Genomic DNA, 15,612 nt, shown 5'->3' with positions numbered 1-15,612 from the left:
AGGAATAGGAATATGCGACACCTTTTGTTTTTAGGGGCACTGGTGTTTTTGCTAGAGGGATGCGCAACAACCACTCCCATCCACACAAATAATGCTTGTGCTATTTTAGCACAAAAAAATGGTTTTTTTGACAATTGGGGTAAGGTGTCTCAAAGAGCGGAAATGCGCTATGGAATTCCTATGCCTATTATTCTTGCAACCATTAAGATGGAATCGAGCTTTCGTCACAATGCACGTCCTCCACGCAAAAAACTACTTGGTTTTATTCCATGGAAGCGTCGGTCGACAGCTTATGGTTATGCTCAAGCGCTTGATAGTACATGGGCAATGTATCTTCGCTCTACAGGAAAGTCTTTTGCATGGCGTACGAATTTCGCAGATGCTGCTGATTTTGTTGCTTGGTATCATCGCCAAAGTGTTCAACGCAATGGGGTGAGGTTTGATGATGCATATAGCCTTTATTTAAATTATCATATGGGGCATGGTGCTTATGCACGTAGTGGTGGGCATGTCAGTGCTGCGCTTTCACAGACAGCACAGCGCATGGCAAGGATATCGAGGCTCTATGAACAGCAATTAAAAAGATGTGGATGGCATTAGGGAAGATTTTTGAAAATCTCAATCAGGGAATTGATGGGATAAAATTATTCGAAAGCAAAATTCCACATGATATGATAAAATAGTGTCGTTTTTCCGATCGTTCAATGAAATAAATTGTTATTTTTTAGAATAAACTCAAGCAACAGAAAGTTTTTGCAATACACAATATATTTGAAGATACTCTCGACATTTTTACCTCCTTTGTTAAAAAAATTTATAATAGAAACTATCTTCTATTTAGCGCTGGCATTTCGCATTGGGCTAAGTACTAGAGGTTATTGAAGAAAAATTTTAAAATATAATATCATTTTTTATTTTCATTATGCGTATTACTGGCTGATTATTATATGAATATTTTCTTTGTTAAGCGTATAAAATAGCAATTAAAACAAATGCAATTCGGGCATCATAAAAAGGGTAAAATATTCAATATAAAAAAACGAGAAATGCATTAAACGAAAAAACGTTATTTTGTATAAAGAGGGCGCTACAGTCTTCAAAAGAACTAGGTGTATTTAGTATTGTATGAAATAAAACATATTCGTCCATCCAGTCCATCTTAATTGAAAAAAGTTATCTTATTGTATTGTAAAAACACTCCCGTTTATAGGATGATAAGGTATATGCAACTTTATACACAATGAATATTCAGGGTAGGGAATATTCAGAGAAAGATTTGTAACGCCTATGAAGTAACAAGTCAGTCTCCAATGTTGTGATAGCTTTTGCATTTGAGAATATTTATGAGAAGCATTTTTATTCTTTTTCTTAAATGGTTTAAGCATATTGATTTATAAAGATAATATATCGTTATTTATATTAAAGTAAGAATCTCGAATGGCGTAGGGTTTTATCGTTTCAGATCTCTTGAGGTTGAATCAATAAAACCATTGGCTTGCACATAACAAGCACAATGGGTATGTGGATAAAAACTGTGAAAGAAAAGACTAAAAATGTTTTTTTATGAACATACATTCTCAAATGTAAGAATTATCCGTAACATTGGGAATTAGCACATATAATGATAGCACCACTTTGCTCTTACACCTCGACCTTGTTTATGACGTGCAAGGAAAAAATTAATTGATTCAATATATTATTTAAGCGTTAATATACCTTAGTATTGAGCAGGTATACGCTACTCAAGGTGGGTATTTTTTAATTGGTAGAACATCTGATCAGGCTAAAAATACTCGAAAAAAGTTCTGATTCGCAATAATTGAGAAGTATATTTTAATATTTTATTCTCTACTCTTTGTTTAAGTACTTCATATCTTTAAAAAAGATACCGGTAACCAACATATTATGATATTTGTGGAAATATTGTGGTAAAGGAAATTCAAATTTTGTCCTTTAAGACAAGGCGCAGGTTAAACAGCTCATTTTCTATTTCTGTGCAAAGCATAAAAAATTATCTACTTTCACGGTTGCGACAGTAAATTTTATAATCCAACAAATGATTAAAAATGTATTATAATATCATTAAGATGCAAGGAACAGGCGCTATTGGAATGATAATTAAATAGCACATAAACCTTTTAAATTGATGCACACATCTTTTATTATAATTGATTCCCTTGATAGAACAGTTGGTCTTTTTGGTGGAGCTAAGCGGGATCGAACCGCTGACCTCTTGCATGCCATGCAAGCGCTCTCCCAGCTGAGCTATAGCCCCTATAAAAACAAATTGTCCCAAAAAGACAGTATACAATTCCAGCTTTTCTAGAACGATCAAAATTGAAGATCAAGAAGAATTTACATTCAATAGAAAAGATGTCCTCTTTTACTTCTTTTAAGCATCGTCATCATTAGAAACACCGCCTCCGAGAATATCAGTAACGTCATCATCTTCATCGTCACCATCATGAGACAAAAATGTATCATCATCACCAAGATCTACATCACTATCTTCTAAATCAGGAAGATCGTCATCTTTAGAATCCACATCATCATCTTCAAGAAGCATAAAAGCAGATTTTTCAAGTGCTGTATCAAGCTCTTCAGTATCAACTTCTTCTTCATTATTTGCTTCCGCTGCTGCAACTTCAAAGTAAGAACGCGGATAAGAAATCCCTGTATAGGGCGACACAATAGGATCGCGATTTAGATCGTAAAATTTTTTTCCTGTTTCTGGATCAACACGTTTAGTTCCAAGTTCTTGTTTTGCCATAAACCGTGCCTCTTTGATTAACTATTATTCCATTAAAAGATAAATTTTATGGTGCTTAATCGAAAAATAATACCTTTGTCAAAGATAAATACACTGTTCCACAGTGATTTTTTCATGACGTCTTTTAAAGCATGTGCTAAAGGATGCACAATTTCATAAAAGTTAGATAGAATTAAATAGAATTTCCATGCAAAAAGCAATCCCTATAACCACCTATAAATCGAGTAGTCTCTCTGGAAAAATTCAAATACCAGGAGATAAATCAATCTCTCATCGCTCTCTTATATTGGGAGGATTAGCAAGTGGTGAGACATATATTCATGGATTACTTGAAAGCGCTGATGTACTCAATACAGCTGCTGCTATGCAAGCTATGGGTGCCTGTATTATTAAAAAAGAAGACTTTTGGATCATACGAGGAACAGGGAATGGTTGCCTTTTAGCTGCACAAAAACCTTTAGACTTTGGAAACGCTGGAACAGGTGCTCGTTTGGTTATGGGAATGGTTGGTCCGTATCATATGAAAACAACCTTTATTGGTGATGCTTCTCTCTCTAAACGTCCAATGGGACGTATCCTTGATCCACTGCGTCTCATGGGGGTTGAAATTGAGGCAACGCGCGACGATCACCTTCCTTTAACGCTTTATGGTCCGAAAATGGCTAATCCGATTCGTTACCGTGTTCCAATAGCTTCCTCCCAAATTAAATCAGCAATCCTGCTTGCTGGACTCAATACCGCCGGCACTACAACTGTTATTGAACCAGTTCTGACACGAGATCATACGGAAAAAATGTTAAAAGCATTCGGTGCGCAACTTGAAATAGAAAAAGATAACGAAGGTGCGCGTTTGATTCATCTTAATGGTCAACCCCATCTTACTGGACAAACGATTCATATTCCGGGTGATCCTTCTTCTGCTGCTTTTCCAATTATCGCAGCCCTTCTTATAGAAGACTCTGATATCACCATTGAAAATGTTTTGATAAATAACTCTCGAATAGGACTTATCGAAACATTGTGGGAAATGGGTGCTCAAATTGAATTTTTGAACCGACGTCAAACAGGTGGAGAGGATGTTGCTGATCTACGGATAAAATCATCGGTCCTTAGAGGCGTTACGGTGCCCAAAGAACGTGCTCCATCGATGATTGATGAATATCCTGCTTTGGCAGTAGCAGCAGCCTTTGCAGAAGGTAAAACAGTTATGCTAGGAATTGAAGAATTGCGTGTAAAAGAATCAGATCGACTGTCTGCTGTTGCTCAAGGATTAAAAATTAATTGCGTAGACTGTGAAGAAGGTCAAGATTTTCTTGTTGTTTATGGGAACGGTTCTACCAAAGGTTTGGGCGGTGGACATGTCTCCACACATCTTGATCATCGAATTGCTATGTGTTTTCTCATTTTTGGGCTTGTGTCAGAAAAACCTGTTACCATTGATGATAAACGAATGATCGCTACGAGCTTTCCAGAATTTATTCCTTTTATAAAACAACTTGGGGGAAAAATCGTTTGAAGCCTTTTGTTATCGCCATTGATGGACCTGCTGCCTCAGGCAAAGGAACCTTAGCACGCAAAATTGCTGCACATTATCGCCTTCGTCATCTCGATACTGGTCTTACTTATCGTAGTGTTGCTCATACGCTTTTACAACAAAATTTAGCTCTTAATGATGAAAAAAATGCTATTATTTATGCTAAAGAACTTGATTTTAATACCTTAAATCCTTCTCTTCTTTCTTCTCATGAACTTGGTGAAGCGGCTTCAAAAATAGCAATTAACCCTGCTGTACGCAAAATTCTTGTCGAAAAACAACGCAACTTTGCTAAAGTTTTGCCCGGCTGTGTGCTTGATGGGCGTGATATCGGAACGATTGTTTGTCCTGATGCCGATATCAAGTTTTATATTCTAGCCAATGTTCAAACACGCGCCAAACGCCGCTACCAAGAGATTTTAAAAAAAGGTGTTCAAGCAAATTATCATGAAATCCTAGCTCAACTTGAACAGCGCGACAGTCGCGATATAACGCGCAAACAAAGTCCACTAAAACCAGCAAAAAACGCCCACTTGCTTGATACGTCAGAATTGAGTATAGAAGCAACATTTGAAATTGCATGCAGTTTTGTTGATCCAATCATAAAAATGCATATAATTGGATAAATTCGTTAAGGTAACTTCCAGCCTAGCGCTAACTTTTTTCCTTTATTCAAGGAAAAGGCTAGGGAGTTACTCATGTTAACACTAACCTAGCGCTCATACCTTATAATACAAGGTATATATTAGGAGTTCTTATGTCACAATACAATCCCACAACAGCGGATTTTGAAGCCCTTTTAACAGAATCTTTTCAAACTAATGATCTTAATGAAGGATCTGTTGTTAAAGGTCGTGTTATTGCAATCGAAAAAGACATGGCCATTATTGATGCTGGTCTTAAAGTCGAAGGACGTATTCCTCTCAAAGAATTTGGAGCTAAAGCAAAAGATGGTTCTTTGCAAGTTGGCGATGAAGTTGAGGTTTACATTGAACGCATTGAAAATGCGATGGGTGAAGCTGTTTTATCGCGTGAAAAAGCACGGCGCGAAGAAAGTTGGGTCCGTTTGGAGGAAAAATTCAATGCTGGTGCACGCGTTGATGGAGTGATCTTTAGCCAAGTAAAAGGTGGTTTTACAGTTGATCTTGATGGTGCCGTTGCTTTCTTGCCTCGCAGCCAAGTTGATATTCGTCCCATTCGTGATGTTTCACCCCTCATGCATAATTCACAGTCCTTTGAAATTTTGAAGATGGATCGTCGTCGTGGCAATATTGTGGTCTCACGCCGCACTGTTTTAGAAGAAAGTCGCGCTGAGCAACGTTCAGAAATCGTACAAAATCTTGAAGAAAATCAAATCGTTGAAGGTGTGGTGAAAAATATTACAGATTATGGTGCCTTTGTTGATCTTGGTGGGATTGATGGTCTCTTGCACGTTACAGATATGGCATGGCGGCGTGTTAATCACCCATCTGAAGTGCTCACAATTGGCCAAACGATTAAAGTGCAGATTATTCGCATTAATCAAGATACGCACCGTATTTCTCTTGGAATGAAACAGCTTGAAAGTGATCCTTGGGAAAGCATCAGTGTCCGGTATCCGATTGGTAAAAAAATTACGGGTGCTGTTACCAACATTACTGATTACGGTGGTTTTGTTGAAATTGAACCAGGAATCGAAGGGCTGATCCATGTTTCTGAAATGAGCTGGACAAAGAAAAATGTTCATCCTGGAAAAATTCTGTCTACATCACAAGAAGTAGAAGTGGTTGTTCTTGAGATTGATCCTTCTAAACGGCGTATTTCTCTTGGCTTAAAACAAACATTTGAAAATCCATGGGAAGCTTTTGCCAATAAATTTCCTGTCAATTCGCAAATTGAAGGAGAGGTTAAAAATAAAACAGAATTTGGTCTGTTTATTGGGCTTGAAGGCGATGTTGACGGTATGGTTCATTTGTCTGATCTTGATTGGAACCGTCCTGGTGAACAAGTTATTGATACTTATAATAAAGGCGATATCGTTAAAGCTGTGGTTCTTGATGTTGACATTGAAAAAGAGCGCATTTCTCTTGGAATTAAGCAGCTTTCCAGCGATAAAGTTGGAGAAGCAGCTGCTTCTGGCGAATTGCGAAAAGGTGCAGTTGTAACATGCGAAGTGATTGCTGTTAACGACAATGACATTGGTGTGAAATTGATTGACCACAACCTTGAGACAACCATTCGGCGTGCTGATCTTGCGCGTGATCGTGATGAGCAACGTCCTGAGCGTTTCGCAATTGGGCAAAAGGTTGATGCTCGCATCACAGCATTTGATAAAAAAACACGTAAAATTTCAGTATCGATTAAAGCTTTAGAAATTGCAGAGGAAAAAGAAGCTGTTGCACAATATGGTTCTACAGATTCAGGTGCTTCTCTTGGTGATATTCTGGGTGCAGCTTTGAAAAAACAAGAACAAGATTAATCATCAATCATTAAAGTTGGTTTTATTATTAAGGTCACTCATTAGGAGTGACCTTTTTATTTTATAAAAAAATTGTCTGCTTATTTTTAAATTATTGAAACAAAAATTATAAATGCTTGCAAATAAAAACAAAAAGTTTGTTTTTTGTCTAACAACGGTTCACTATTCAGATAAAATGCTTAAAATTTAAATAAAAAACAATGTAATTGAATAACAATGGGACACTATGACGTGCATAATACCTTTCATAAAGTGCTTTTTTTCTCAAAAAGAGAAAAAAGATCATTTTATTAATACGGATTTTCCTCTTCGTGCAATTTATAAGGTACAGGAAGATCTTTATAACTTAGGGCATGATATAGCTTCTGGTAAAGAAATTTTACTCCCTGAATATGAAGGAGTAGGAGATTTTCGCAAGAGATTGAATGAAAATGCTAAACTTATTCTTCATGCCTTTCATACCAGTGATTTTGCTGCTCGAAATGATGAAACCATCGCACCATCTGCTCAATGGCTCATTGATAATCATTACACCATTGATAAAACCATACAAAAGCTACGTCGTAATCTACCCAAGTCCTTCATAAAGCAACTTCCTCTTTCTACACACAAAGCCGGAATACCACGAATTTTTGCTTTAACTTGGCTTTATATTGCGCATACCGATAGCAGCTTTTCACAAGAAACACTCATGGCTATGACCAACGGATTTCAAGAAGTTTGTGCGCTCACAATTGGTGAATTGTGGGCTCTTCCTTCAGTTATGCAAATGCTGCTCATTGAAAATGTCCGTCGTCTTTCAGTACGTATCGAAAAAGCGCGACATATGCGCCATCTTGCTAGTCAAGTAGCTGATAAAATTTCTCTTGTAGAAAATAAAACAAATCTACACTCTCTTTTTACGCAGTATAAACCATTTACTGTTGATCCAACTTTTTCAGCACATTTATTCTATCGCCTGCGCAGTGCATCTGTCGATTCAACCGTAGCATTAACTTGGCTTGAAAAGCAATTGAAAAGCCAAGGCAGTAGCTTAGAGATTGCAACAGCTGATGAACATACCCGACAAGCAGCAGATGGTGTGACCATGGGAAATATTATCTGTTCTCTTAAAGCTATAGATGATGTTGATTGGACAGCATGGTTTGAAACAGTGAGTTGTGTCGATTCTATTTTGCGTAAAAATAGTGATTTTTCTGAAATTGATGCTCACTCACGCAATATTTATCGACAAGTCATTGAAAAAGTTTCTCGCTTTTCGCCTCTTAGTGAACTGGAAGTTGCACATAAAGTTGTAGAAATGGCAAATTCCACTTCTAAAGATATGCCTCATCATTCTTGTGTGGGGTGGTACCTTGTTGATGATGGTCGTGGCATATTTGAAAAGGCTTGTGGGTATATTCCGCCCTTTCTCATAAAATGGACACGCGCTTCCTGTTGCTCAAAATTGAGAGTCATCGCCGTTCCTGTCTCTCTTCTGACGCTTGCTCTTTTGCTGGTAATTTACGCCCTTTTACAGCTATCTGGCATGACACAATGGATGTCTTTTTGCTTTACTGGATTGGCGCTTTTTCCTGCTATCGATGCTGCTTTTGCTTTATTTAACACTGTTGTTTCGTGGTTTGTCCCATCAAAACAACTCATTGGTTATGAATATAAAGAAGGTATTCCAAAACATGCACGGACAATGGTTGTTGTACCTACTTTGATGACATCACGCGCTGACATTGATGAACAAGTGCGCAATCTTGAAGTGCACTATCTTTCCAATCCTAAAGGTGCCATTCATTTTGCACTCATTACAGATTGGGTGGATGCTCCATTGAGAGAAACGCAAGATGATCTTGATTTATTGCACTATGCGCAAAAGAGTATTGATAAACTCAATAGTCGTTATCATCGTGATGAACTTCCGCTTTTCTTCCTTTTACATCGCCGACGCCTTTATAATACAAGCGAAAAATGTTGGATGGGATGGGAACGAAAGCGAGGAAAACTTCATGAACTTAATCGGCTCTTAAGAGGCGATAAAAATACAAGCTTTTATCCTCCCAATCCACATCTTCCCATGGATTGCCGTTTTGTTATGACGCTGGATTGTGATACACGTCTTACTCCAGAGAGCGTCGCGAAACTTGTTGGAAAGCTTAACCATCCACTCAATTATCCCGTTTTTGATCCACAAAGTGGAAAGGTTGTAAAGGGCTATAGCATTTTACAACCACGCATTATTCCTTCTCTTACAACAGGAAAAAAAACATCAATTCTCCAACGGGTTTTTTCTATAAACCGTGGCATTGATCCTTATGTTTTTGCTGTTTCTGATACTTATCAAGATCTTTTAGGAGAAGGCACCTTTATCGGTAAAGGTCTTTATAATATTGATGCATTTGAACAAGCGCTTGATGGCAAAATTAAAGAAAATACTATTCTTAGCCATGATCTCTTAGAGGGAGGTTATGCTCGTACTGCTCTGGTAAGTAGCATAGAAGTCATTGAAGACTATCCAACCGCTTACAATATTGATGTTATGCGTTATCATCGTTGGGTCCGCGGTGATTGGCAGCTTTTGCCTTATCTTTTTCCCCACCGTCAAATAAGTTCCGTGACGCGTTGGAAAATGCAGGATAATTTACGTCGTTCTCTCACGCCACTTATGTGGTTAATCGCAGCATTTGCAGGATGGGCTTTTTTGTCTTTAAAGAGTGCAATCGTCTGGCAACTATTCTTGTTGTTTAGCTCCTTCATTTCACCCATTCTATGTGTATTAAAAACGCTTGTCTCATCCAATATAGATCATTCTTTGCGTGGACATTTTCAATTAATTTGGAACAAAATTGCTCTTACAAGCGCTGATATATTTCTTAAAACGACGTTTCTTGCTCATTCGGCGTATTTTATGACCGATGCGATTATTCGTACACTCTATCGTATGACGATTTCAAAACAGCATCTTCTTGAATGGAAAACTTCTGCCGCAACAAAATCAATACCCAATAGTTTGCGTTTCTATGTTTTTACAATGGCACCAGCATCGCTTATTGGTATTCTTACTATAGCACTCCCTCTTTTTTCTGATAGTTTTGCAAGCTTGGTTGCTTTGCCTTTTGGGATAGCATGGTTTTTTTCACCCTTCATTGCTTGGATTGTGAGTCAACCTTCAACCTTTCAAGATAGCCTTGATCTTTCTTCAAAAGATGAAAAAAAACTCCGTTCTATTGCACGGCGGACATGGCTTTATTATGCAACCTTTGTCAATGCACAAAACAACTATTTGCCTCCCGATAATTTTCAAGAAGATCCTGAACCTCTTGTTGCTCAACGTACATCGCCTACGAATATTGGGGTTTATCTCCTTTCTATTATTGCAGCACGTGATTTTGGCTGGATTGGTTTTGAAGAGACCATCACCCGTATTGAATGTACATTACGCTCTCTTACAAAAATGGAAAAGTTTCGTGGTCATCTCTATAATTGGTATGAAACGGATACACTCAGGCCTCTTTTACCTACTTATGTATCAACCGTTGATTCAGGAAATCTTGCCGGTCATTTGGTAACACTCTCTTCTGCTTTAAGTGAATGGGCTGAAAAACCGCCTCTTTTTTTCCAAAGTGATCGAGAAGGCTTATCGGATGTTCTTGCTATTCTTGAAGAAACTGTCAGAGAAATTCCAGATCATCAACCCAGTTTACGCTCTTTACGCCAAAAAATCGAAGAAAACATCACTCGTTTTCATGACTCTGTCTTCACTTTTTTAGAACAAGAAAATACGGTCCCTTCTCACATCATAGATCTTTCACTTGCAGCCCACGATATTGTGCACTTAGTCGGTGAACTTGACCACAAAATTCAAACGATAGAATCTGCTGGTGCGCTTTCTTGGGCTAAATGCCTTATCGACACCTGTAACGCTCATCATAATGATGCGACTGCTCATTGTGATACTGAAAAATTAAGTAAAAAACTAAACAGGCTGGCTATAATGGCACGGCAAATAGCCTTTGATATGAAATTTGACTTTTTAGAACAGCCTAAACGGCATCTCTTATCCATAGGATATCGTGTTCAAGAAAACAAACTCGATGAAAATTGTTATGACCTACTTGCTTCAGAAGCACGTCTTGCAAGCTTTTTTGCCATCGCAAAAGGAGATATAAAACTTAAACATTGGTTTCGTCTTGGTCGACTTCTCGTACCCATAGGTGGGAAAGGTGCACTCCTATCATGGTCTGGATCAATGTTTGAATATCTTATGCCATCTCTCGTAATGCATGAACCTTTAGGATCTCTCCTAGATCAAACAAATCGATTGATTATTCGTTGTCAAATACAATATGCCCATAAACGGGAATTGCCATGGGGTATTTCAGAAGCCGCATTTAATGCTCGCGATCATTTAATGAATTACCAATACGCTCATTTTGGTGTTCCAAACCTCGGACTCCAACGTGGTCTTTCACGCAATGCTGTCATTGCTCCCTATGCCAGCCTTCTAGCGGCACAATATGCTCCTGCTTGCGCTGTCGCTAATTTAAAACGACTCCGTGATCTTGGAGCTTTAGGAACATATGGTTATTATGACTCTGTTGATTTTACTCCAACACGTGTGAAAACAGGGGAAAAATACGCCATTGTATGCAATTATTATGCGCATCATCATGGCATGTCTATTCTTGCTCTTAACAATGTTATTTTTCAAGGGCGAATGCGTGATCGTTTTCACCGTGATCCCGTTATTGAAGCAACACAATTGCTCTTACAGGAAAGAGCGCCTCATCTCATTCCTATTATTCATACCAAAGCTGTTAATCGTATGCGCAATAAGTCTCAAGCATTTGACGCAGCCCCTTTGCGCATTATTACAAACCCGTTACTCAAACCACGAGCAACTTTACTTTTGTCTAATGGCTTTTATTCTACCATGTTAACAGCGAACGGTTCTGGTTACAGTCGTTGGCACGATTATGCGATTACGCGCTTTATTCCTGATGCAACAGAAGATCAACAAGGTACTTTATTCTTCTTACGTGATACGCATAGTGGACGGTGGTGGTCTGTTACTGGTGAGCCAACACGTGTTATTGAAGAAGACGCTGTCAGCATTTTTACAGATGAAAAGGCTGAATATACAAAAATGGTTGATGGTATTAAATCAACACTTGAATGTCTTATTACATCTGAAGGATGTGGCGAAGGGAGACGTATTCAACTGATGAATACGACAAATAAAGACCGACTCATTGAAGTGACTTCTTATGGTGAATTAGCACTTGCCACGATGGATACAGACCAAGTTCATCCTGTTTTTTCCCGTATGTTTATAGAGACAGAAATTACTGAAGAAGGTAAAACAATTTTTGCCAAAAGGCGCAAACGCTCGCCTAGTGACCCTGAAATCTATGTTGCTCATTTTGTTTCTAGTACAACAGATATTCTCCAAGAGACAGAAGCTGAAACAGATCGCTCTCTGTTTATTGGTCGGGGGCGATCCATTCATCGTCCTGCTGCATTTGACCAAAATGCTCGTTTCAGTAACAGTCAAGGTTGTGTTCTTGACCCTGTTATGTCATTGCGATGCCGTATAAAAATTCCAGCCCATGAAAAAGCAGAACTTATTTTTTGGACTTTTGCTGCTCATACAAAAGAAGCGCTAAATAATCATATTAAACATTATCGACAACCTGATATGTTTCAAAAAGAACTTTCAATGGCATGGACGCGCTCACAAGTCGCACTGTATCAGAGCGGAACCCAGCTTAAAGAAGCTATTGTCTATCAAAAATATGCAACACCACTTATTTATCCAGAAAGAACGTGGCGTCTTCCTTCTGAAATATTAGCAAAAACGCTAGGAAAACAGTCTAATCTTTGGCCCATGTCTATCTCAGGAGACAATCCACTCTGTCTTCTTAGATTAAATAACGAGGGAAATATAACTGTACTGCGCGAGCTCCTTAAAGCACATGAATATTGGCGTATGCGTGGACTCATTGTTGATTTGGTCATTCTTAATGAACAAACATTTTCTTATATACAAAGTACACAACGCGCTCTTGAGTGGGTCTGTGAATCTTATTATCACCACACGCAAAAAGCAGATGAACGCCAACATATTTTCATGCTTCGACGCGATCAAATGAGTGAACAGAGTTTTAAAACGCTTCTTGCATCAGCGCGTATCGTTCTTGATGCCCAAAATGGCTCTTTATCTGAACAACTTAAACGACTTGATGAGAATGATTTTAATCTCACAGTTCGTAAAAATTATCAAGAACCTTATGATCAATTAGACTTGCCAAGATATAACGAAGGACAGCAATTTACAACACAAACTGAACAAAATCTTTTTTCTTCCATTGGTCTTATTAGCCAACAAAAACCATCCTCTTTTCTCCCAAATGGAGAAGATCTAAGATATTGGAATGGTTACGGTGGTTTTAATCAGCACAATCATTATGTAATACGTCTTCATGGACGTACCACTACACCGCATCCGTGGATTAATGTCATTGCTAATCACAGATTTGGTTTTCATGTCTCTGCTGAAGGTGCAATTTTTACTTGGGCTAACAATAGCCGCGATTATCAACTAACTCCTTGGGCGAATGATCCAACGTCTAACCGACCAAGAGAAGCTCTTTATCTGGTTGATCGCCAGTCTTTAAAACGTTTCTCACCCGTTTCTACTGTTGAATGTGACGAAAATATTGTCTATGAGGCGTGTCATGGGTTTGGATTCTCAACTTTTAAATCAACACATTCAGAAATCGCATTAGAATTGACTCATACACTTGATCCCGAAAAACCTATTCGCTTTTCACGTCTTATCCTTACGAATGAAGGGAAAAAACCACGCAGTTTACGCCTTTATAATTATGTTGAATGGGTTTTGGGAAATGTCCGTACAAAATATGCCCCCTTTATTGTTTCCTCTTATGAGACCAGATGGGGTGCACATTTTATTCAAAATCCCTATCACATCGAGAAATCTCAACAAGTTACATTTTTATCAGCGTCCGAAATGCCAACCAGCACTACGACCAATCGCGCTGAATTTATTGGTGCAACGGGAACCGTAACACGTCCAAATGCGATCCGTAAAGCCGCTGCTCTTTCGAATACCATTGAAGCAGGATGTGATCCTTGTTCAGCATTCGCCTATGATATTGATCTTCAACCAGGGCAAACAAAAGAAATCATCTTCTATCTTGGCAGTGCTGAAAATAGGCAAGAAGCTGAAAAATTACTCAATCAAGTACGTGCAAGTGATTTTGAAATTCAGCTCACAAAACAAAAACAGCAATGGAGTGATTTTGTTTCTCCTTTCCAAGTCAAAACACCTGATGCTTCTTTTAATCTTATGGTCAACCATTGGCTTCCTTATCAAATCTACGCATGCCGCATCATGGCACGCGCAGGCTTTTACCAAGCGAGTGGTGCATTTGGTTTTCGTGACCAGTTACAAGATAGCTTGTCTTTGTTATTGCTGGAACCACAATTAGCACGTGAACAATTGTTAAATGCAGCAGCGCACCAATTTCTTGAAGGTGATGTGCAACATTGGTGGTTGCCTGACACAAATGCTGGTGTTCGTACATACATTTCTGATGATATCGTTTGGCTTGCATATGCAACAGCTCTTTATGTCACTACCACTGGTGATGACGCTTTTCTTGATACGCTCATTCCTTTTATTGAAGGTGATGTTCTCAAAAGTGGGCAACAGGATGCTTATTTTCAACCCACCCAATCCCCAAAGGTTGCAACAGTTTATGAACATTGTGTTTTAGCTTTAGACCTTGCCATTAAACGCTGCGGACCACATGGTCTCCCTCTTATTTTAGGTGGGGATTGGAATGATGGCATGAATTTGGTCGGTGTGGAAGGAAAAGGCGAAAGCATTTGGTTAGGATGGTTTCTTGGGTACACATTACAAGCATTTATCTCTTTAGCCAAAAAACGTGCTGACAATAGCCATATGCAAATATGGAGTACGTACCTTGAACATTTAACAAAATGCCTAGAGAAAAATGGTTGGGATGGTGCTTGGTATCGACGTGGTTATTTTGATGATGGAACACCTCTTGGCTCTAAAATCAATGATGAATGTCAAATTGATACCATTGCTCAATCTTGGGCTATCATTTCTCAAATGGCATCGCCTGAACGTCAAAAACAAGCAATGACATCAATGTTGGAACATCTCTATGATAAAAAAGGCGGACTCATTCGCCTTTTTTGGCCGCCTTTTGATAAAAGTACGCTCGAGCCTGGTTATATAAAAGGTTATCCTCCAGGAATTCGAGAAAATGGTGGTCAATACACGCATGGTGCCATTTGGAGTATTTTTGCGTTGGCTGAAATGGAACAAAACGATAAAGCTTATGCTTTATTTTCTATGATAAACCCAATTACCCATGGACAAGATCCTGAAATTTATCGTGTTGAACCTTATGTAATGGTCGCAGATATTTATGCTGTTGAACCACGATGTGGTCAAGGCGGTTGGACTTGGTATACAGGTTCAGCCGGTTGGTTTTATCGCGCCGCAACACAAGCTATTCTTGGAATACAGCGTCAGGGAGACCTATTATTTTTGCAGCCACATTTACCCTCTATTTGGCCAAAATATGAAGCAACAATGAAGTTTTATGATGCCGTTTATAGCATTAAAGTAAAATGGGGACCTAAAAATATGCTCTATGTTAATAGCAAAGAATATACCGAAGTTCATACAGGGATAAAGTTACAAAAAACAGGTCAGCATGAAATTATGCGTATTGTCAAATCTTAAAGATGAAAGATGGAAAAAGAGAGTAGGCTTTTTATTCTTGCCCAAAACTGTAG

The 15,612-nt window shown here is 38.5% G+C and carries 6 protein-coding genes and 1 tRNA gene; 5 read left to right on the top strand and 2 right to left on the bottom strand.

The features are described 5' to 3' along the window. Nucleotides 1-12: 12 nt before the first annotated feature. Nucleotides 13-600 (top strand): hypothetical protein, encoded by a 588-nt coding sequence (locus tag ACFINS_RS00415; RefSeq protein ID WP_375611399.1) that lies wholly within the window; start codon nt 13-15, stop codon nt 598-600. A gap of 1,599 nt (nt 601-2,199) precedes the next feature. Here ACFINS_RS00415 and ACFINS_RS00410 read toward each other — a convergent pair. Both ACFINS_RS00410 and ACFINS_RS00405 read right to left on the bottom strand, forming a co-directional pair. Continuing rightward, nucleotides 2,200-2,275: transfer RNA gene (locus tag ACFINS_RS00410), tRNA-Ala, on the bottom strand. Nucleotides 2,276-2,392: 117 nt separating this feature from the next. Further along, complete coding sequence (locus ACFINS_RS00405; protein WP_375649096.1) at nt 2,393-2,770, bottom strand: TIGR02300 family protein; 378 nt, start codon at nt 2,768-2,770, stop codon at nt 2,393-2,395. Between the two features lie 187 nt (nt 2,771-2,957). Here ACFINS_RS00405 and aroA point away from each other — a divergent pair, with 187 nt between their 5' ends. The 4 genes from aroA (at nt 2,958) to ACFINS_RS00385 (ending at nt 15,559) form a co-directional block, all read left to right on the top strand. Further along, a complete protein-coding gene (gene aroA, locus ACFINS_RS00400; RefSeq protein WP_375649101.1) occupies nt 2,958-4,286 on the top strand; it encodes a 3-phosphoshikimate 1-carboxyvinyltransferase in 1,329 nt (442 codons plus the stop codon). Then, the gene (gene cmk / locus ACFINS_RS00395; protein ID WP_375611402.1) at nt 4,283-4,930 is read left to right on the top strand and encodes a (d)CMP kinase; all 648 of its coding nucleotides are present in this window, start codon (nt 4,283-4,285) and stop codon (nt 4,928-4,930) included. The genes aroA and cmk overlap by 4 nt, the downstream gene beginning before the upstream one ends. A gap of 131 nt (nt 4,931-5,061) precedes the next feature. Next, complete coding sequence (gene rpsA, locus ACFINS_RS00390; RefSeq protein ID WP_026500132.1) at nt 5,062-6,762, top strand: 30S ribosomal protein S1; 1,701 nt, start codon at nt 5,062-5,064, stop codon at nt 6,760-6,762. A gap of 226 nt (nt 6,763-6,988) precedes the next feature. Continuing rightward, nucleotides 6,989-15,559 carry a GH36-type glycosyl hydrolase domain-containing protein gene (locus tag ACFINS_RS00385; RefSeq protein ID WP_375705749.1) on the top strand — a complete coding sequence of 2,857 codons (8,571 nt, stop codon included), beginning with the start codon at nt 6,989-6,991 and terminating at the stop codon, nt 15,557-15,559. Nucleotides 15,560-15,612 lie beyond the last annotated feature (53 nt).

This window comes from Bartonella sp. AA2SXKL (assembly GCF_042197205.1).
Taxonomy (GTDB): domain Bacteria; phylum Pseudomonadota; class Alphaproteobacteria; order Rhizobiales; family Rhizobiaceae; genus Bartonella.
This window is presented reverse-complemented; position numbering and strand designations above follow the sequence as displayed.